Genomic DNA, 19,405 nt, shown 5'->3' with positions numbered 1-19,405 from the left:
GATCTTCGGCCGGACCGCGCGCGCGGCGTCCGCGACCAGCGCGGGAGTCATGGTGTACGGGAGATTCATCGGCAGGAACGCCACCGCGATATCCCTGAGCCTGTTCATCTCCGGGACATTCTCCGTGTCGCCGGCGACGTAGACGCGCGTGTCCCCGAAGGTGATGACGTAGCCATTGCCGTCCCCGCGCGGATGGAAAGGCTCACCCGAAGGGCGCTTGTGGACCATATTGTAGGCCGGAACCGCCTCGATCCTGAGATCCCCCACGGTACGGACATCCCCGTTCCTCATCACAGTGCCTCCCGAGACGGTCGCAGCGCATTTCTCGGTAAGCACGACGGTCGTTCCCTCTTGCCGTACGGCGGCGATGGCGGCGGGATCGAGATGGTCTCCGTGTTCGTGAGTGATGAGAATCAGGTCGCCCTTCGGCATCTTGCCGTAGTCCGCTTCGCGCGACACGGGATCGACGTGGATGATCGTATCTCCGAAGGTGAACATCAGCGTGCCGTGCCCCACGAACGTGATTCTCAACTCTCCCGCCGATGCCTTGACAGCGTCTGTCTCGAACATTGGATAGCTCCCCTTGGTTTGTGCCGCCCCCGCACAACTCGCGACTGCTGGAAGTAGAACGAGGAATGCTCCGAGAACGCGCAACGCGCTCACGTTCCTTCTCCCACCGTATCGAGATGTCTCTCCCTGCGCGTCGGCACGACGCCGTTGGACCTCAGGGCGCCACGCGCTTTCCGGATTTCCCTACCATGCGGCGCCGCGCTCAGCCATCCACCTCATGTGTCATGTGATCGAGGAGGGGGAAATGAGGCTGCGATAGCGGCGCGCCCTGCACTGTGCCAGTGCATCGTCCGGAACGGCCCGGCCGCGGTCCAGTTCGAGGATTGATTCACTGGCTCCCGACAGCAACTCGCGCAGCGCCGTCGCGACTTCCGCATACCTCTGGCGCAGGCCGCCCAGCCGCGCTTCCAGAACCTCCAGGCCAGGCCGACGATTCCGTCGCAGCCACTGCCGCCGGAAGGAATCCGTAACCGTCTCGGTGAGTCGGATCATCCGGCCCGCGCCCCTGACGACCGCTTCCATGGCGTCCCGGTCGCGGCTGAAGTAGGCGTCCTCGAGTTTCATCCTGTGGTCTATCTTCGCGGCGAGATACTTCGCCAGCAGAGCCGCATGGGCCATGTCCACCGGCTCGGCCTGCTCGCGGTAGCGGCTGAACTTGCGCGCCAGCTTGCGGTAGTGCGCGAGCGCTTGCGGCCAGAATTCCGGGGCGCGCGCCCGGCTCGAGATCCAATGCAAGCCGAGGAGTGGATCGTCCCACAGGATCGGCGCCGCCGGGATCTTGTCCAACTCGCATCCCAAGAGCACCTCGTCGTATCCTATCCCGCAGATTGCCTGGAAGCGCCCGCGCATGGCATCCCCGTCTTCGTCGAACGCCTGCGCCGCGGCGAACGCGATTCCCGCGAGCGCCGAATCGAATTCGCAGTACGCGCCGTCGTCGCCCCATAGGCAGAAGAACAGCTCTCGGATACCTTCTTGCCGGCACGCCTCGACGCACGGCGGAACATTGGCCTCGGTGCGCTGGCGATCATACCACAGCGAGCCCCACGTCCACACCCCCGAACCCATCACCGGCTCCTTGCCCAGCTCGCGGTGCATCCCGATGAAGTCGCGATAGGTCTGTTCGTCGGCGTGGTAGTAGTCCCAGTACACGAAGTCCACCTCCGCCGGTATCGCCGCCTTCACCTCCGCGGGGATGACGGCCTGCTTGTCGTAGTAGTCGCCGGTCTTGCTGCCCATGCGGAAGTACATGTCGGACCAGATCATCGGCCTGACGTGATGCTCGCCGCAGATGTCGAGCACCCGCGCGAGATGCTCGTTGAAGATGTCGAAAGGGCGGCGGTAGCCGTTGAGATCGAGGTAGCGGCCGCGGCCGAGATCGTGCGCCTCATCCATTCCGATGTGTATGCGCCGGCTGCGGAAGCTCTGCGCGTAGCAGGCAATCATCTTGCGGATCAACGCGTAGGTTGCCGGCTCCCCTGCGAGGAGAATGCCGCTCGTATCGCGGACGCTAGAGTATGCGCCCCACTTCAGGATCTGCTGGAGGTGGCCGAGGGTCTGAACGCAGCCGACCATCTCGACCCCCAGGCGCGCCGCGTAGTCGTCTATCGCCCGCAAGTCGTCCGGTGAGTACCCGCCGCGGAGGAAGCCGAAGAATGGTTCGTCCGGCAACTCGTAGGTATCCTCGGTGTAGAGCATCATCATGTTGTAGCCGAACAGTGCCAGGCGCCGCAGCCATTTCCGGACGTGCTCCACCTCCATGACGGCGTTGCGCGAGCAGTCCAGCATAATGCCCAGGGTAGTGAAAGAGCGGGCCTCGGAGAGGTCGGCGCCCTGCTCCGGCAGGCCTGCCAGTGCTGCACCGACGCCGCGCAAGCTGTCGGACAGAGTGTCATAGGCGATGCGAATCGTCGCTCCCGTGCGGGAAACCCGCAGCGACTCGCCGGGCGCGCCGTGCACGAAATCGAGGAGCGGCTCTCCTTGTCCCTCCCGGAGCGGGTACTCCGTTGCCAGCTCTCTTAGCGCGTGCGCCAGCTCAGCCGCCACCCCGTCGGGGTTCCAGTGCAATGTCAGCGCCATGATGTCTCACCTTTCCTTCCGCTGCCGCGGCCCGCTCGCGTTTGCGCCCTGAGCGCGGCGCAGAAATCGGCGATGTCTATGCCCGGATCGTCCCGCACGTTCGGCTTGGGCGCCCGCCGCGAGTCCGGCGGAAGCACGGCAAGTCTCGCAGACTCCAGTTTCGGCGCATCGGGCGGGGTGCTCCTGCTACTGGATCCCGTGAGGCAGGACATGGCGCCCCTGACCGCAAACCCTTTCATAGCCCGCTCAGAGACAGGGCGGCGGGAGAATGATGGTGCGTCCAGGCGCGGCTTCGAAACACTCCCCATACCCACTTCGTCTATCATGCACGGTGATGTGTGCGCGAATCACGAGCGAGGAGAGCGGAAATTGCTTGGAATGAAGGCCTGCCTATCGGTGACGCTGGCTGTTGTGTTCGTCGCCGCACCGGCGCTGGCTCTGAATCGCCCTGTTGACCCCGTCGTCTTCACCGGGGCGGACGTGCCGTCGTTGACGGGACTTCCGCCCGCGAATGTCGTGGCGTTCCGCTACGACGGCGGTTGGCAGCAGATCCCGGTGCAGGTTGATGAGCGGGCGGTGGTTGACTTCGATGTCGCGAGGAAGCTGCCCCCGGGGGGGTATCAGCGGCTCGACTACACTGACGCCGGCACGTTCACCGGTGCGGATCCGAACCCAATGTTCGACGCCGACGACGAGATCGTGTTTATGGCCGCGGACGCGGGCCAGCAGCCGCCGGAGTTCTCGGAGCCCGCGGGAGTGATTCCGTGCAGCGGCGTCGAGGTGCTGATTTCCGATCCTCTGGGCTCCGCGCCGGGCTACGTGTACCTGTTCCGTCAGGACGGATCGCTCGATCCCGGCGCCGGGGTGGACTATGTTGACTACCAGTACAATCTGCTGTCGGGAGACTACAAGACAAGCTTCACCACCGGGTTGAACCCTGAGGACTCCACGTGCACGACGGACTACTACCAGGTGCACTTCGAGGCCGAGTGGATGCAGGACGGCTTGCGCATCTTCGCCGGCTCGGCGACGGGCGCGGACATCTTGGACATGCACAAGAACAAGTTCGCGCCGGGCGAGTGCGTGCGCACCGTGTACACGTTCTCCGAGGGCGGAGGGGCGTTCATCGCCAACCGGGACGGCCCGGTGCGCGCCATCCGCAGCTACTTCGGCACCAACAGCGGCCCGTACACGCAGCGCCAGCACATCTACTACGCGCAACGCGAGGACATCGGCACGTTCCTACGCGTACACGACATCGGGGGCGTCATGGACTTCATGGATTACAGCCCCGAGGCCAGCGGAATGGTCTATCACAACAACCACAACACCTCCGGCGTCGTCATTGACGGCGTACCGGACACCGTGACTGAGGGGCCCGTTGATTGGGAGCTGATCGAGGGGGCCCACGGATCTCTTGTAATCGCGGCGCGCCTGGATACCGACATTCCCGACCCGAGCCACACATCGTATTACTTCGACGATCACAATGCGACCGACACGACTCAATGCACGGGTGATGCCCACGCATACGGCTCGAGCGGGATGTGGGTCAACCACGCGATTCCGAATACCGACCCGATTCTGCGACCACCCCCCGTATATCGGTTTGAGGTCTACCGCACGCTGTATTACGAGGCGCCGGGGCTGACCGTTGCCGACGCGGAACTGCGCAAGGCGTACGCAAAGAACTCGCTGGTGCCCACATTCAACCCATGGGTCGAGTTCGTTTTCGATGACGTCCCCTGCGGCTACTGGGCGCAGCGTCAGATCGAAGCCATCTACCGCGAGGGCATTACCGGGGGCTGCACGGCGACCCCGCCCCAATACTGCCCCGCGAGCGACGTGACGCGCGCGCAGATGGCGGTATTCATCTGCCGCGCGGCGGGCCAGACCTGGCTCGACCCCGGCACCGCGACTTTCACGGACGTGCCGCGCGGGGACGACGGGGAATACGCCACCGCCCCGTTCTCCGGGGGCTTCGACGCCGATGGTACGCACTGGGCCTACGGATGGATCGAGCGGCTAGCGGACCCGGCGTCGTGGGGCGGGACGGCGCTTACCGGCGGCTGCGGGGGCGGCCGCTTCTGCCCGAGTAGCCCACCCACGCGCGGACAGATGGCGGTATTCCTGTGCAAGGCGAACGGCAAGACGTGGCTCGATCCGGGCGCGCCGACGTTCGGCGATGTGCCGGAGGCGTACCCGTTCTACGGCTGGATCGAGCGCCTCGCCGACCCCGGGTCGTGGACCACGCCGCCGACGAGCGGATGCGCTCCGGGACCGCCGCGCCAGTACTGCCCGACCAACAGCTGCCGGCGCGACCAGATGGCCGTCTTCCTAAGCCGGGCGTTTGACATCCCCTACTGATCACCCCGCAGGCACCGGGGCTCTCGGCCGCGACCGTCAGCGATCGAACGGCCACACCTTCACAGCCGTCCCGTCTTCCCTGCGCAACTCAATGCGGTCGAGGTCAACCAGGCCGCGCGCAGTGCTCGGATCTATGCGGAGCGCCGCGAGCGGCTGCTCGGCGATGAACCGCACCTCGTATTCCCGCCACTGGCGGTCGTGGGTCGGGCTGAAGCCCACTCTGCGCTCGCGGGCGAAATGCCGCGCCTGCTCGGTGCCCCAGAACACGAACCCCTCCCCCGCCCCGGTTGACCGGCTCCGGATTCTCACGGTGAGCGCGCCTTCGACGCGCGGCACATCGTGGGTGTAGATGAACGGATCTGCGCCGGTGCTCTTGATGCGCAGCGCTCCCTTGCCGCGGATGAGGACGCAGTCGCGCGACGGACGCCAGCCGTCGGCCGCCGCCAGCGCGGCCGGATCGTAGGCCGGGTTCGGCATGGGGACTGCGGCGTTCGTCCCCTCGAGGAACGCATCAATCAGCGCATCGAGTTCCCTCACCTTATCCCGCCTCTCCGCGGCGAGGTTGCGGGTCTCACCGATGTCGTGCTCGAGGTCGTAGAGTTCGTACTGATTGGGGAACTCCTCGCACGTCTCGTAGAAGCGGATGAGCTTCCATTTGCCTTTGCGCACGGAAGTGCAGGGCTGATTCAAGGCGCCGGTGGCGGGCCGTATGCGATGCGGCATATGACAGAAGATGGCCTCGCGTTTGAGATTCCCGGTGCGGTCGAGCAGCGGCACGAGGCTCTCTCCATCCAAAATCTGGCCCGGGCGGGGCGCGGCGCCCGTCATCTCCAGTATCGTCGGATAGAAGTCAATGCTGCTCACGACCTCCGAGCACTGCGACCCCGGTTCAGCCACGCCCGGCCAGTTCACCAACATCGGCACGCGCACGCCGCCTTCGTAGATCGACCCTTTGCCGGAACGCAGCGGATCGTTATTGGTCGGCAACCACTGATCCGGCCCGACGCGGTCGTACTCGTTGCCGCCGTTGTCGGAGAACAGAATGATGATCGTGTCGTCGGTGAGGTCGAGGGCATCCAGCTTGTCGAGCACGCGGCCCAGGCCGTCGTCCATGCTCTTGAGCATCGAGGCCATGATCGGGTTGTTCTGCTTGCCGCGAGGATCCCGCCGTCCCAAGTACTGCCTCGTCAGTTCCTCCTTGTACTGGTACGGCGCGTGAACCGCGTAGTGCCACAAGCAGAGCAGGAAGGGGTCGCCCCGGTTCTCCTCGATGTACTTCAGCGCCTCGTCGGTGAGACGGTCCGTGATGTACTCGCCGGGCGGGCCATCGCTGAGCGTGCTGATCCGATAAGGCGCGTGATAGCTGGGCGGGCCCGGCCACGGTCCGCCGCCGATGTTGACGTCGAAGCCCTGCGCCGGGGGCCAATACCTCGCCGGCTGACCCATGTGCCATTTGCCGATGAAGCCCGTCTTGTAGCCCGCGTCGCGCACCGCCTCGGCGATGGTGTACTCCTCGAGCGGTAGGAATCGCCTGCTGCGCGGCAGCAGCATCTGCTCGTGGGGCGGCGCTTCGGTGGGGAAGACGGGCTCGTCGGGCCTGGGAGACAGATGCCCCTCGGGCGTGGTGATCCCGAGCCGGGCCGGGTATTTTCCCGTCATGATGCTCGCGCGCGTCGGCGAGCAGAGGGGATTGGCGGCATAAGCGTCGGTGAAGCGCACCCCGCGCCGGGCCAGCCGTTCCACGTTCGGGGTATCGTAGTACCGACTACCGTAGACCGTGCTGTCCATCCACCCCATGTCATCGACGAGGAAGAAGATGACATTCGGCCTCCGCTTCGCCGCTTCTGCTCCCCAAGCGAACCCGAGCGGCATCAGGGCAGCCGCTCCTGCCACGCCCGCCGCGGCTCGGAGGAATGTCCTTCGATCCATGTCGCGCGGAACTGATGCCTTGTGCTTTCTTCCCTCGGGCATACCGCAATGGCCTCGGATCATGGATTGCCGCGGCGACGCCGGCCCTCGGGCCGAGCTCCCGGCGCGATCAACACGCGGCGGACGGCGCCACTCATTCCAACTCGCCGTCGGGCTTGGCGACGCCGTTGTGGACGAAACCGCGCACGCGCACGTTGGGGCGCGTGCCGGCGGCCGCGGCGAGCAAGTGCGTCTCGGGGATGTTGGACACGACCAGGCCGAAGATTTCGATATGCGCCTGGTCGCGGTCGGCGTAATCCACCGGCGGCTTCCCGCGCGGGCAGTCCCACAGGAAAGCGCGGCCGTTGGCGTCGTGCACCATCCGAGCGGTCGCGGCAACACGCGTGGGGGCGAAGGAGCTGAGCGCCAGGTTGGCGATCTGCAGCGTTGCGCCGGCAAAACCCGGTCCGATCGCGAACGCCGCCTGCCGGGCCACCTCGCCATCCCTCGCGCGGAAGCGATCTGTCGGCGCGATGCTGACGTGTACCATGACATTCGTCAGCTGGTTGGGCAGAATCGTACCGGTCACGCAGTCGAAGCCGACCGAGCAGTTGTCGAGTTTGACGTTGTGCATCGAGCCCCACGGGCCCTGGCCCCACCGGAATGAGACCTTCTCTCCGGTCAGCGGGTCGGCGAAGGGCTGAGCTGCAGAAGCCCCCAGCTTGAAGCCGGTGTGCGCGAGGAAGACGACGAGGTCATTGATCGAGTAGCCGTCCACCGAGCCCAGATCGAAGGCGATGTTGTCCCGGTGAGCGGTGATGGCGGCGTGGAGCTTCGCGTGTTCCCACGAGATCGCACCCTCGACGTTGGGGACGATATGGATGTGGGAGATGCGCACCGTGTCGCGCGCTTCCCGCAGCGCGAAGGCGCGCTTGTAGCCATAGAGGTAGCAGCGATTGATGATGATCTTGCCGCCGCCCGGCGTGTAGAAGAAGTCGTAGTAGCGGGCGCAGGTGACGTCCTCGATGGTCGTCGAGGCAACGCCGGGGTGCACGTAGATGGTCGGGCCGCACGGGGCGACGTGGTCGGCGATGAATCCCCGAGTAAGCTCGTCGAGGCTGCCGTAGTGATACGGCGATTGAGGGTCGTCGAACTCCGCGTCGGAGGGCCAGGGCTGCGTGTCGTAGAGAATGTACAGCCCGCGTATCGTGTTGCCGCCCTCGAGCGAGAAGAGCGGCTGCTTCCGCGCACCTTCGTACTGCTCGCGGGCAGGCCGCGCGAGGATGACGGGGCCGGTCTGCACCGTGCGCGGCACGCCCTCCCATGCGATGAAGGGCATGCCGGCGAGGCTGCCGATGATGCTGACCCCGCGCTTGAGGACGACCGTGCGCGTCAGCACATAGCCGCCGCCGGGCTCGACCGGATCCACGAATACGGCGCCGCCCACCTGTGCCGCCGCGTCCACAGCGGATTGAAAGGCGGCGGTGTCATCGCAGATCCCGTTGCCCACCGCCCCGTGTGAGCGCACCGTGACGACGCCGGGGACTGCCGCCGCCGCGTGCTGCGGCACGCCGACTGCCGCCACAACCGTCAATATCGCCGTTACCCACACAGGCAGCTTTCCCGACGCCGGGTCACTCGGCCCGGCCCCCAGAGCGCCGATCAGTCAACGGGATCGCGGAGCGCGCGGTTCGCACGCAGCACGGCCGGGCTGATTGCGCACGGCCGTCGCCAGCGCCCCTGGTTGGGGCGCCCGTGCAGACCGAGGCTTGCCCGACCCATTCATTCCTCCGCCCCGGCCTCCCGCAGGATCTGTGCGATCTCGTCCTCCCCGGTAAAGGTCGCGAGCCAAAGCCGCGTCAAGCCGCGAATGTTCTTGGCATTGATGTCGGCGCCGGCCTCAATCAGGATTCGCACCATCGCGGGGCTGCGGGTCGAGTGGAGCGGTGTCCCGCCCGCGCGGTCCTTGACGTTGACGTCAGCGCCCGCTTCGATCAACGCTCGCACTACGTCGGCATAGCCGTATGTCACCGCGTAGGTCAGGAGAGGATAGTCGGCATATTCGACGTCGAGGTCCGCGCCGGCGCCGACCAGCATCGGCACCAGGTCTGCGTGGTCGGTCTCAGCGACAATGATCAGTGGTGTGCGGCCCAGCCAGTCTTTCTGGTTCGCGTCGGCGCCCGCCTCGAGCAGGGCGCGCACGACATCGGCGTGGCCGCCTTCGGTCGCCGCGCCCAGAACGGTTCGCCCGACCTCGCCAGCCCGAGTATCCGGATCCATGCCGGCTTCGAGGAAGAGCTGGACCGCCGCGAGGTTGCCTTGCGCCGCTTGCTCAATGAACGACTCCTGGCTGTACGCGACCCCCATCTGCTTCAGTTTCGCCCGGGCCGCGCTCCGGGGAGAACCGCAGCCGGCAACGACCACTGCGATTCCGATGAATAAGGCGAAGACGAGTCCGCGTCGCGTCATGAAATCAATCCCTCACTTGCGTCCTATTATAGAGTCTCGGGTATTACCGGAGCCCCGGTAATGCCCGCAGACTCCTCCGGACGAGGTCCGTTCGGGATGAACGCTGCCATCCCTTGCGTCCTCCCCTAATGAACGAACCTCGGTAGATGGTTCCAGCGGGGTCATGGCGTCGCCGCACTCCGGAGCGGCGCGTGTGCACGTACAGTGCCGAGACCCTATAGTCGTTCTGAGAACGCGGCCGTTTCTCCTACCGGCTCTCCCGCCGGGGAGCGGTAGCGCCTAGCCGACAGCGGCTTCCGCCACGACGGTCGCAATTCGCCCGTGCGGGGCGGGCAGCGCGTAGAGCGCAAGCTCCTGCGGCCTGACCCACCGCGCATGCGCGTGGCGTCGCGCCTTCGTCCGCCCGCTTACCCCGGTGCATGAGTAAGCGGTTAGATCGAGCTGCCGGTTCATGATCCCGTAGGTCAGCGCCGCGACGATCCCGCCGACCGCCGCAGTGATCCCGAAGTCTCGTGCCAGCAGGTGCTCGAGAGCCGCTTGCGCGTCGTGCTCGCGATCGAGTTCTGCGTTCGGGAACTCCCACAAGCCGCCCCAGAGACCGTGCGGTGGTCGCTGCGCGATCAGGATTCGCCCTCGACGCCACACCACGCCGACCGTGACGCGCCCGCGTCGCGTGCCCCGTCGCCGCACCGCGGGCACCTCGCGCTGCCGCCCCGCGAGTTTCGCCGCGCAGCAGCTAGCCACGCAGCAATCGCCGCAGCGCGGCCGCCTGGGTAGACAGATCAGCGCCCCCAGCTCCATCATGGCCTGGTTATAGTCTCCGGGGCGATCCGCGGGCATCGCTGCGCGAGCGACGGACTCGATTCGCCTCCGCGACCGTGCGGACCCGTCGCCGCGTTCGAGAAGGACGCGCGACAGGACGCGCCGGGCGTTTGCGTCAATCGCAGGGAGCTTGTGCCCATAAGCGATGCTGAGGACTGCGCCTGCAATGTACTCGCCGACCCCGGGCAAAGCCATAGCGTCCGCGTAACAGTCAGGGAATCGCCCCGCGTGTTTCTCCACTGCGAGCCGACACGCGGAGTGAAGGTTGCGCGCGCGCGCGTAGTACCCCAGCCCGGCCCACACGCGGAGCAAATCATCCAGCGACCCTGCGGCGAGCGCGCGGATGCTCGGGAACGCCTCAACCAGGCGGTGGTAATACGGAATCACCCGCTCGACCTGGGTCTGCTGGAGCATGACCTCAGCCACCCAGATGCGATAGGGATCGCGTGTCCGCCGCCAAGGGAGATCGCGCCGCGCGCGGTCGAACCACGCGAGCAGCGGCGGCGAGAGATCTTCAGGTCGAAGCCCGCGCGTTCTCATTCCGCAACTCCATCGTCAGCGCCGGCATGCCCACCGGGCCCAACGACTCGCTAATGGATGGGCGCAGCAAGTGTGCCCGGTGGACGAGAAGGTGGGCTTCCGCCATGGTGCTGCGTGTTCGGCGGCACGACGGAGCGACGCTGCAGAAGATTCGTCAGGTTAGGATTCAGCGCGCGGGCGCGCGCATCCTCTGAGAAGAGGGCAACACGGAGGCGGCAAGGGGCACGCAACTCAGCAGGGACAACCCGCTCAAGCCGTCGAGGACGCTTCCAGGCTCTCGATCAGCTCCGCCAGCGACAGAGCGGCGCCGCAGACGAACTGGTCCGCCGCGCCGTAGTAGACGAGCAAGTCGTCGCCCTGGAGCACCGCGCCGCACGTGAAGACGACGTTGCCGAAGAAGCCCGCGACTTCGTAGGGCGCCTCCGGGCTGAGCAGCGGCTCGGCGGAGCGCGCGAGGACGACCTCCGGGCGTTCGAGGTCGCACAGAACGGCGCCCAGCGAGTAGCGCTGCGAGTCGTCCGCGCCGTGGTAGATCGCCAGCCAACCCCGTTCGGTGCGGATCGGCACCGTCCCCGCGCCGACGCGTTGCGAATCCCACCGCCCGGGCCGGCTCCCGATGACCCTGGCGTGCCCGCCCCAGTGCTGCAGGTCAGGCGAGTAAGCCGCCCACATGTCCATCGTCGCGATATGACGGCCGACGGGCCGGTGATAGCAGGCATAACGGCCGTTCAGCCTCTCCGGGAAGATGGTCACGTTGCGATTCTCGGGTGGGAAGATCAAGCCGTGCCGCTCGAGGATCCTGAAGTCGCGCGTGGACGCCAGCGCGCTGGCGATGCCGTGCTCGCTGACTGCGGTGTGGGTGATGAGGTAACGCCTCTCGATCTCCGTGATCCGCGGGTCCTCGATGCCGAAGGCTTCGTACCAAGCGTTCGGCGCGAGGGCCGGCTCGTCATCCACTGTGAAGTGACGCCCGTCGTGGCTTCTCGCTATGCGCAGGTGCGAGATGGAGGTCAGATATGTCTGGCCGCGGCAGATCAATACCCTGGGATCGTCGCAAACCACGTCGGGATCGTTGCGGCGGATGCGGAGCACTCGCATCTCCGGAGGATCGGCCGCGCAGTCCAACATCGGCGCGACCAACTCGTCGGGGTCGTCGCAAATCGGGCGTTCCGCCACTCGGACGAGCAGGAGGACTTCTCCCGCAAAAGAGACGGCCCCCGCGTTGAGGGTCGAGACCACCTCCCACCCCTCGCGCGAGGGCGCGACCTGCCCCGGCGAGATGAGCGGGTTATCCGGGAATCGTTCAACGCCCGGAATCATCGTCTGTCCTCTGCGATTGAGCCAACCGCGCGGCGTCCGTCGCCATCGTCAGCGCCTCGCGGGCATCCTCGACGCGCACCCGCGGGATATGTCCCGGGCGCTCCAACGCCGATAACTGGTCGTCGAACAGGGACCTGAGCATGTCCCCGTATATCGAGGCCTTGTCATCATCCAGTTCTCGGCTCACCGCGACGCGCGCAGTCACCCGGTACTGATTGCCCCGCCCGCGGCACACCTGCTCCACGCCTTTGTAGCGCTGGAGCACTTGCAGGTCACCGCCCTGACAGATCTCACCCAACCGATCCTGCTGCTCCGGGTCAACGATGCCGTCGACGCGGAGCGCGACGGGAATCCAACCCAGCACGGCGAGGTCGCCGCGCTCGAAGACGACTCGATGATCCGCCCGGTCGAGGCGCACCGGCTGGTCGAAGCCGTGGTACTGCTGCCCCAGCACCCCGCCTTCGTGGCGCATCGAGCACCACACCCGATCAACGCGCTCGCTTCCCGGCCGCGCCTCGACATGTGCCGCCACCACGCGCCCCGGCCCGAACCACCACCGGTAGAGATCGAAGAAATGAACCGCATGCTCGACGAAGACGCCCCCACTCTTGCGCGCATCCCAGAACCAGTGGTTCGCGGGCAGACGTTCGTCCTCGGCGTAGTTCTCGAAGCAGTAGTGAAGCGGCTCGCCGAGCACGCGGCTCTCGATGATCTTCGCGACTATCGCCGACAGTGGGCTGTACCTGAGCATGTGATTGACGGCGAGCAGCCGTCCCGCCGCGCGAGCCGCCTGGATCATCTCATCGCCCTGCTCGACGGCGAGCGCGAGGGGCTTCTCGCAGATTACGTGCTTCCCGGCTTGGAGGGCCCGTAATGTCAGGGCGTGATGCGTATCGGGCGGAGTCGAGAGCAGCACCAGGTCCACGTCGCACCGAGCGAGCAGCTCTTCGACGGTGGCGCAGGCGGCGAGGTCGAACTCGCGCGCGGCGGCCTCGGCCGACGCAGCGACCACATCGGTCACTGCCACGGGGCGAACGCGTTCCCATCCGGCCAGGCGCTCCAGACAGAACACACCGAACCGGCCGCAGCCGATCAGGCCGTACCGCCATGGGCGCGCTTCAGTTGACGAGCCGTTCGCACCACTCATTTCCTGCGCACACACTCCGCCGGTATCAGATCCAGGGCTGACGACACGCGGACCGGCTGCTGGTGACCGCATCACTACCTCGGGCTCACGGCGCGTCGCGCGCGCAGCGGAAGCCGGTGCTGGCGTAGCGGCCCTCGGGGTAGCCATGGCTGCGGCACGCGCAGCGGAAGCTCCGCATGCCGCCGTCGCACCAGGAGCCGCCTCGCAGCACGCGCGCCATGCCGCTTGCCGGCGGCTTGCAATCGCCCCGCGCATAGCGCGAGTAGGCGTCCTCCTCGTACCAGTCCGCGCAGTATTCCCAGACGTTGCCGACCATCTGGCAATGCCCCCAGGCCGATCGTCCTGCTTCGTACCGCGCGTCCCACACGACGCAGGTCCGCTCCTCGGCGCTGCGCGCCCCGGTATGGCACTTGCTGTCGTCCCACTCGTTGCCCCAGGGGAAGGCTCTCCCGTCCACTCCCCGGGCTGCCTTCTCCCATTCCAGTTCCGTGGGCAAGCGCAACCCCGTCCACTCGCAGTAGGCGACCGCGCCGTACCACGACACATAGACCATAGGGTGATTCGCCCAGCCCTGTTCCAGCTCGGCGACCTGCGCCGGCGGCCGGTCCTCCTCGCCGCGCACACGATAGCCGTCGTCCGTCCGCACGACGTGGCAGCCGGCGTCAAATGCTATCCACTTCTCCAGGTCGGACGAAGCCGGATGTGCGTCGTCGAGGAATTGCGCATACTGCCAGTTGCGGACCGGATGCTTGCCCAGGTAGTAGTCCGGCAGATGGGCTTGGAACTGCGAGCTCTTGCGATCCTGCGAGTCGTCCGCCGCGTCGCCGAAAACGGCCTGCCCGGCGGGCACGAGGATCATCTCCTGAGCGTCCTTTGGGTTGATGAAGACAGGAGACAGTTCTGGCATGGCAGCCCCCTTCGGGCCGGACTAACCGGCCACCATTCCAGGTGAGCGCGGGGCGCGGCAGATCACGCGCCCTGCTCGGGCTGAATCACTCTGCCGATACGACCGTGCCATCTCGTCACCCCCAAGTGGTTGTCATGCAGGCTCAGGTCGGCATCCCGCGCCGATGGACCGACGAGCCAAGCGCTGTGTACTGTTCGAGTCGAGAGGGAGGATGCAGCGGACGGTTTGGCGATACGCCTGAGCGGCGCAGGTGAAACGGGAAACGGCTCGGTCGCGGCCGCTTGCTATAGGAATCAAGGCGCATGCGAGTCTCCCCGTGCCCCGCGCCGGCGACACGCGCCGGCGGCGCAACCGCGGAGAGCAGAAAGCGTCCCCTGCATCGCCTTGCCGTCTCCTCGGTCGCCCAGCGTCGGTGGACAGATACTACGGGCGGGGAGCAAGCTCCTGCCGCATGGGCGGTGTTTCATCGAGCGACCGGGGCCGGCGGCGGCGGGGTGAAAGGGCTTTCATGCCGTGGCATACGCCTACAGAGTCTCGTGTATTGACGCAGCGCGAATAATACACGTAGACTCCTCCGGACGAGGTTCGTTTGGGAGGTGCCCCGCCGGCTCTTGCGTCCTTTCCTAGTACACGAACGTCGATAAGAAAGCAGGCGGCGGTGCGCCACAGGCCCGCTCGGTGTCCGCTGCCATGTCGCCCCCCGAAGGAGGGGACGGGGGTGTGGGAGAATAGGCATAATACGCGTGATTCTGGGACCCGATACACCCGCGTCAGTGCCGACAGCGCGGGCGGTCGTTCAGGCCCAGTCGCAGCCTTGTCGCCCGAAGCACGGGGGGAGAACCCAGCCTTCTGTGGAGGTGCGCACGTGAGGACCTGGTACCGCATCGCGACTACACTGACGCTTGCCGCGCTGCTCCCGACCGCTGCTGTCGCGCAGATCACCTTCGAGCGCGTCTATTCCCTGGAATACGGCGGCGAGACCGTCTGGGTCTGCCGCGATGACTACGGCGTGCCGCATATCTATGCCCCGAGCGAGCCGGCACTGTTCTACGCCAACGGCTACACCACCGCCGAGGACCGGCTGTACCAGTTGGAGCTGTACCGTCGCGACGGGAAGGGCACGCTGGCGGCGCTGCTGGGGTCGGATTACATCGGCCACGACCAACAGGTGCGCCGCGACGGCTACACGGAAGCCGAGCGCCAGGCGAAATTCGACGCGCTGGCCCAACGTTTCAAGACGATGCTGCAGAGCTACCGCGACGGCATCAACGCCTACATCGCGGAGGCCGTCGCCGACCCCGATAACAAACTGCCCAAGGAGTTCTGGGACCTCGGCGTGACGCCCGAGCCGTGGGCGGTCACCGACTCCATGGCGATCATGCAAATGATGGCGCGGCGCTTCGGAGCAGCCGGCGGCAACGAGTTGAGCAATCAGGCCTACCTGGATGCCAATGGCTGGGACGCGTTCAACGCCTGGTTTCCCCTCAACGACCCGACCGCGCCGACGACGATTCCGGATGCAGAGGCGCCGCCTCCGCCCGCCGGCGGAGCCGCAGCCGCGCTTACGGATACCGGCCTCCCGCGCAACTCCTTCCCCGGCATCTCCCCCGATGTCGTCCAGCGTATGCGGGATGAAGAGCGTGACTTCCTGCGCGTGCTCAAGGAACTGGGCCTGCCGACGAAGCTCGGGAGCTTCGCCAACGTGGTTGATACCTCGAAGTCGGCCACGGGGAACCCCATGCTCCTCGGCGCGCCGCAGATGGGCTACGACGAGCCGCAGATCTCCAACGAGGCGGACCTGCACGCCCCTGGCTTTCACTGCGCCGGCATGCAGTTTGCTGGGTGGCCGTCCATCCTCATCGGCCGCAACTGCGACCTCGCCTGGACGACGACCAGCGGGGCCTCCGACAACCGGGACACCGTCATCGAAACGCTCAACCCGGCGCAGCAGACTCAGTACTGGTACCAGAGCGCGTGGCGCGACGTGGAGCACCGCGTGGAGCACATCGAGGTCGCCGGGGGATCGCCGGTTGACTACGATGTCTACCGCACTGTCCACGGACCGGTCATCGGCGCCGACCTGCCCGGCAATATCGCCTTCGCGATGCACATGACGTACTGGAATGACGAGGCCGGCACCGTCGCGGCGTTTCTCGACTTCAACCTGGCGACGACCATCGCTGAGTTCGAGCAAGGCGTCCAGCAGATCGTGACCAGTCACAACTTCGTGTGCGCCGACCGCTTCAGCAATATCGGCTACTGGCACGTAGGGCGCTATCCGATCCGCGCCGTCGGCGTCGACCCGCGCCTGCCCGTGAGCGGCGAGGGCGACCAGGAGTGGCAGGGCTTTCGCGCCTTCGCCGACCTGCCGCAGCTGCTCAACCCGTTGCAGGCCTACTTGTCGAACTGGAACAACAAGCCGGTGTACTGGTGGGATCACGGGGACCTGCGCGCGTGGATCGGCTGGCAGCACGTGCAGCTCATCATAGACCTCATGGATCCGGATCCGTCCGTCACGTTCGATGACATGGAAGCGATCCCGTACAACATCAACGACAAGGGCACCTACATGCAGGTGGTCGAGGTCGGAGACGACCTGGGGTTGCCCGCCGTCAACATCTTGCCGCCGGGGCAGAGCGGGTTCATTGACAAGAACGGTGTGTACGCTGCCCACTTCTTCGACCAGAAGGACGCATACTTCAACTGGCAGTACAAGCCGTTTCTCTTCCTCATGCCCGGCGTCATCAGCGGGCGGGTGCGCGACGCGGACACGCTGGCGGACCTCGTCGGGGCCACGGTCGAGGCGTACCTCGGCGGCGAGCTGGTCAGGTCGGCGGCGACCAATGACACCGGGACTTACACCATCCCGGACCTTCCTCCCGGGCAGTACGTCGTGACGGTGTCGCAGCAGGGGTACTACAGCGAGACGCAGACCGCCGTCACCGTGGACGCCGGCGCGACCGTTGCTCTGGACTTCGACCTCGAGCCTCGCATTTTCGAAGACGTGGCCAAGGATTTCTGGGCGCGGCCGTATATCGAGGCGATCTTCCGCGAGGGGATCACCGGCGGGTGCGGCGCGGATCCGCCGCTGTACTGTCCGACCAACAACGTGACCCGCGGCCAGATGGCGGTCTTCATCTGCAAAGCCGCCGGCAAGACCTGGCTCGATCCCGGCGCGCCGACGTTCAGCGACGTGGCGGAGACCCATCCGTTCTACGGTTGGATCGAGCGCCTGGCGGATCCCGCCTCGTGGGGCGGCATTCCTCCCACTGGCGGCTGCGGCGGCGGCAGGTACTGCCCTACTTCGGCGACGACGCGCGGGCAGATCGCCGTATTCCTGTGCAAGGCCAACGGCACGACGTGGCTCGATCCCGGCACGCCGACATTCGACGATGTCGCGGAGACGCATCCGTTCTACGGTTGGATCGAGCGCCTGGCGGATCCCGGCTCGTGGACCGTTCCCCCCACCAGCGGCTGTGCCATAGGACCTCCGCCTCGCTATTGCCCGACGAACAGCGTGACGCGCGCTCAGATGGCGGCCTTCCTGTGCCGCGCGTTTGACATACCGTACTAGCACCGCTGCCGCGCTCGACATGCCGCCGGCGGCGAATGAGCCATGCGCGCCCCTACGCGCTTGTTCTCGTGCCACGACCGCAATCTGCGAGGCCAGCGAAGGTCCTCTTTCAGGCCCCCGGAGTCCTTGCTCTCCGATGTGCGCCGTCGTCACAAGGACGCCGGCCCGCGGCGCCGAAAGCACGGTGGCGGCCGGGCGCAGAGCAACCGGGCCGTTCGTCGGCCAAGCGGTCGGCGACCTGCGCACCATATGAACTCCGCCGATCTCGGACCGGGAAAGGGGACTCGAGATGCTCAAAGAGTTCAGAGAGTTCGCGATGAAGGGCAGCCTGATTGACATGGCGGTCGGCATCGTCATCGGTCTCGCGTTCGGCGCGATCGTGCAGTCGCTCGTCGCCGATGTCCTCATGCCGCCGATCGGGCTGGTTCTCGGTGATGTGGATTTCGTGAATCTGTTCGCCGTTCTCAAATCCGGCGGGCCCGCGGGGCCATACGCCTCCCTCGCCGACGCCAAAGCCGCCGGCGCGGTGACGATCAACTACGGGGCGTTCATCAACACCATCATCAACTTTCTGATCGTCGCCTTCGCGATGTTCCTCGTCGTGCGCGGGATCAATCGGGCGAGACGGAAAGCGGAAGCGCCTCCGGCCGAGCCGACGACGAAGGACTGTCAGTATTGCTTCTCCGCCATCCCGATCAAGGCGACGCGGTGTCCGCAGTGCACTTCCGATTTGCAGGGCGCGGCAAGATGACGGCACATGAGGAATCCGAGGGCACTCAGGGCGGAGACACGGCGCCGCGGTCGCGTCCGCTACTGGGCGAGCTGATGGTGGAGCACGGGCTGGTGACGCCGGAGCAAGTCGAGGAAGCACTGCGCCGTCAGCGGGGTTCCTTCAAGTACATCGGCGAGATTCTGATCGAGATGGGGGCGATCACGCGCCGGGATCTGCAGCGCATGCTGGAGCTGCAGCACACGCTGGGCCGGCAGGCGGAGGAGTCGCAGGGCTCTGAGCCGGCGCCTTGACGCGATGGGGCCGTGCATCCCGCCCTGCGCCGTGTCGTGAGTCCCCTACTCCGCGCGCAGGGCTTCCATGGGCTCAATCATGGCGGCACGGATCGCCGGGTAGAGGCCGAAGATCAGCCCGACGGAGAACGACACGACGAGCGACAGCATGACTGCTGTGCCGGAGACGACGGTCTTCCAGTCGGCGAAGTACGAGATCGCCCGCGCCCCCGTAATGCCGCCGACCACGCCGAAGATGCCGCCGATGGTGGTGATGACGAGGCACTCGACGAGGAACTGGCGCACGATGTCGCCGCGGGTGGCACCGATGCAGCGGCGGACGCCGATCTCCCGGGCGCGCTGGGTGACGGTGGCGAGCATGATGTTCATGATGCCGATGCCGCCCACCAGCAGCGACAATGCGGCGATGGATCCCATGACAATGTTGAAGATGCGCTGCGTGCGCTGGCTTTGCTCGAGCAGCTCGTTGGGAATGATGATCTGATAGTCTTCGACGCCCCGGTGTGCGCGCTCGAGAATGCGCCGCATCACCCACGAGGATGGCACGACCTGGCTTGCATCGGCGATCTGCACCGCGATTTCGTCGACGCGCTCCGGCAGATCTGGATCGGTGAAGCGTTTCAGCGCCGTCGTCACCGGCAGGTACAGGTCGCGGTTCATGTTGCGCACCTGAATGACGCCG

General features: G+C 66.3%; 14 protein-coding genes. 4 read left to right on the top strand and 10 right to left on the bottom strand.

Annotated features, from left to right (window positions below):
- Both JSV65_01840 and JSV65_01835 read right to left on the bottom strand, forming a co-directional pair.
- The coding region (locus JSV65_01840; GenBank protein UCH35120.1) for an MBL fold metallo-hydrolase at window positions 1-570 on the bottom strand (570 nt) is incomplete at its 3' end.
- A 222-nt stretch (window positions 571-792) separates the two neighbouring features.
- Window positions 793-2,646, bottom strand: a complete 1,854-nt coding sequence (locus tag JSV65_01835; protein UCH35119.1) for a family 20 glycosylhydrolase — start codon at window positions 2,644-2,646, stop codon at window positions 793-795.
- Window positions 2,647-3,015: 369 nt separating this feature from the next.
- On the opposite strand from JSV65_01835, the gene JSV65_01830 reads away from it, so the two are divergent.
- Window positions 3,016-5,013, top strand: coding sequence for a hypothetical protein (locus tag JSV65_01830; protein ID UCH35118.1), 1,998 nt, complete (start codon window positions 3,016-3,018; stop codon window positions 5,011-5,013).
- 36 nt (window positions 5,014-5,049) lie between these two features.
- Here JSV65_01830 and JSV65_01825 read toward each other — a convergent pair whose 3' ends face one another.
- From JSV65_01825 to JSV65_01795, 7 genes are all read right to left on the bottom strand, one after another.
- The gene (locus JSV65_01825) at window positions 5,050-6,885 is read right to left on the bottom strand and encodes a sulfatase (protein ID UCH35117.1); all 1,836 of its coding nucleotides are present in this window, start codon (window positions 6,883-6,885) and stop codon (window positions 5,050-5,052) included.
- A gap of 190 nt (window positions 6,886-7,075) precedes the next feature.
- Window positions 7,076-8,533: a hypothetical protein gene (locus JSV65_01820; GenBank protein ID UCH35116.1), complete on the bottom strand. Its 1,458-nt coding sequence runs from the start codon at window positions 8,531-8,533 to the stop codon at window positions 7,076-7,078.
- 170 nt (window positions 8,534-8,703) lie between these two features.
- Window positions 8,704-9,390: an ankyrin repeat domain-containing protein gene (locus JSV65_01815; GenBank protein UCH35115.1), complete on the bottom strand. Its 687-nt coding sequence runs from the start codon at window positions 9,388-9,390 to the stop codon at window positions 8,704-8,706.
- A gap of 279 nt (window positions 9,391-9,669) precedes the next feature.
- Window positions 9,670-10,752, bottom strand: coding sequence for an A/G-specific adenine glycosylase (gene mutY, locus JSV65_01810; protein UCH35114.1), 1,083 nt, complete (start codon window positions 10,750-10,752; stop codon window positions 9,670-9,672).
- A gap of 249 nt (window positions 10,753-11,001) precedes the next feature.
- The gene (locus JSV65_01805; GenBank protein ID UCH35113.1) at window positions 11,002-12,072 is read right to left on the bottom strand and encodes a glycoside hydrolase family 130 protein; all 1,071 of its coding nucleotides are present in this window, start codon (window positions 12,070-12,072) and stop codon (window positions 11,002-11,004) included.
- The gene (locus tag JSV65_01800) at window positions 12,056-13,219 is read right to left on the bottom strand and encodes a Gfo/Idh/MocA family oxidoreductase (GenBank protein UCH35112.1); all 1,164 of its coding nucleotides are present in this window, start codon (window positions 13,217-13,219) and stop codon (window positions 12,056-12,058) included. Before JSV65_01800 ends, JSV65_01805 begins: the two co-directional genes overlap by 17 nt.
- 85 nt (window positions 13,220-13,304) lie before the next feature.
- Window positions 13,305-14,126: an SUMF1/EgtB/PvdO family nonheme iron enzyme gene (locus JSV65_01795; protein ID UCH35111.1), complete on the bottom strand. Its 822-nt coding sequence runs from the start codon at window positions 14,124-14,126 to the stop codon at window positions 13,305-13,307.
- An 865-nt stretch (window positions 14,127-14,991) separates the two neighbouring features.
- On the opposite strand from JSV65_01795, the gene JSV65_01790 reads away from it, so the two are divergent.
- From JSV65_01790 to JSV65_01780, 3 genes are all read left to right on the top strand, one after another.
- Window positions 14,992-17,700 carry a penicillin acylase family protein gene (locus JSV65_01790; protein ID UCH35110.1) on the top strand — a complete coding sequence of 903 codons (2,709 nt, stop codon included), beginning with the start codon at window positions 14,992-14,994 and terminating at the stop codon, window positions 17,698-17,700.
- 289 nt (window positions 17,701-17,989) lie between these two features.
- Window positions 17,990-18,451, top strand: a complete 462-nt coding sequence (gene mscL / locus JSV65_01785; GenBank protein UCH35109.1) for a large-conductance mechanosensitive channel protein MscL — start codon at window positions 17,990-17,992, stop codon at window positions 18,449-18,451.
- Complete coding sequence (locus JSV65_01780) at window positions 18,448-18,723, top strand: hypothetical protein (GenBank protein UCH35108.1); 276 nt, start codon at window positions 18,448-18,450, stop codon at window positions 18,721-18,723. The genes mscL and JSV65_01780 overlap by 4 nt, the downstream gene beginning before the upstream one ends.
- A gap of 45 nt (window positions 18,724-18,768) precedes the next feature.
- Here JSV65_01780 and JSV65_01775 read toward each other — a convergent pair.
- Window positions 18,769-19,405: FtsX-like permease family protein (locus JSV65_01775; GenBank protein ID UCH35107.1), on the bottom strand; the 637-nt coding region annotated here is incomplete at its 5' end.

Source organism: Armatimonadota bacterium (genome assembly GCA_020354555.1).
Taxonomy (GTDB): Bacteria; Armatimonadota; Hebobacteria.
This window is presented reverse-complemented; position numbering and strand designations above follow the sequence as displayed.

What these genes read in the sequence shown, in the direction of transcription:
- JSV65_01835 (UCH35119.1), bottom strand. Translation starts at nt 2,646, where the DNA reads ATGGCGCTGACATTGCACTGGAACCCCGACGGGGTGGCGGCTGAGCTG.
- JSV65_01825 (UCH35117.1), bottom strand. Translation starts at nt 6,885, where the DNA reads ATGCCGCTCGGGTTCGCTTGGGGAGCAGAAGCGGCGAAGCGGAGGCCG.
- JSV65_01815 (UCH35115.1), bottom strand. Translation starts at nt 9,390, where the DNA reads ATGACGCGACGCGGACTCGTCTTCGCCTTATTCATCGGAATCGCAGTG.
- mutY (UCH35114.1), bottom strand. Translation starts at nt 10,752, where the DNA reads ATGAGAACGCGCGGGCTTCGACCTGAAGATCTCTCGCCGCCGCTGCTC.
- JSV65_01805 (UCH35113.1), bottom strand. Translation starts at nt 12,072, where the DNA reads ATGATTCCGGGCGTTGAACGATTCCCGGATAACCCGCTCATCTCGCCG.
- JSV65_01800 (UCH35112.1), bottom strand. Translation starts at nt 13,219, where the DNA reads ATGAGTGGTGCGAACGGCTCGTCAACTGAAGCGCGCCCATGGCGGTAC.
- JSV65_01795 (UCH35111.1), bottom strand. Translation starts at nt 14,126, where the DNA reads ATGCCAGAACTGTCTCCTGTCTTCATCAACCCAAAGGACGCTCAGGAG.
- mscL (UCH35109.1), top strand. Translation starts at nt 17,990, where the DNA reads ATGCTCAAAGAGTTCAGAGAGTTCGCGATGAAGGGCAGCCTGATTGAC.
- JSV65_01780 (UCH35108.1), top strand. Translation starts at nt 18,448, where the DNA reads ATGACGGCACATGAGGAATCCGAGGGCACTCAGGGCGGAGACACGGCG.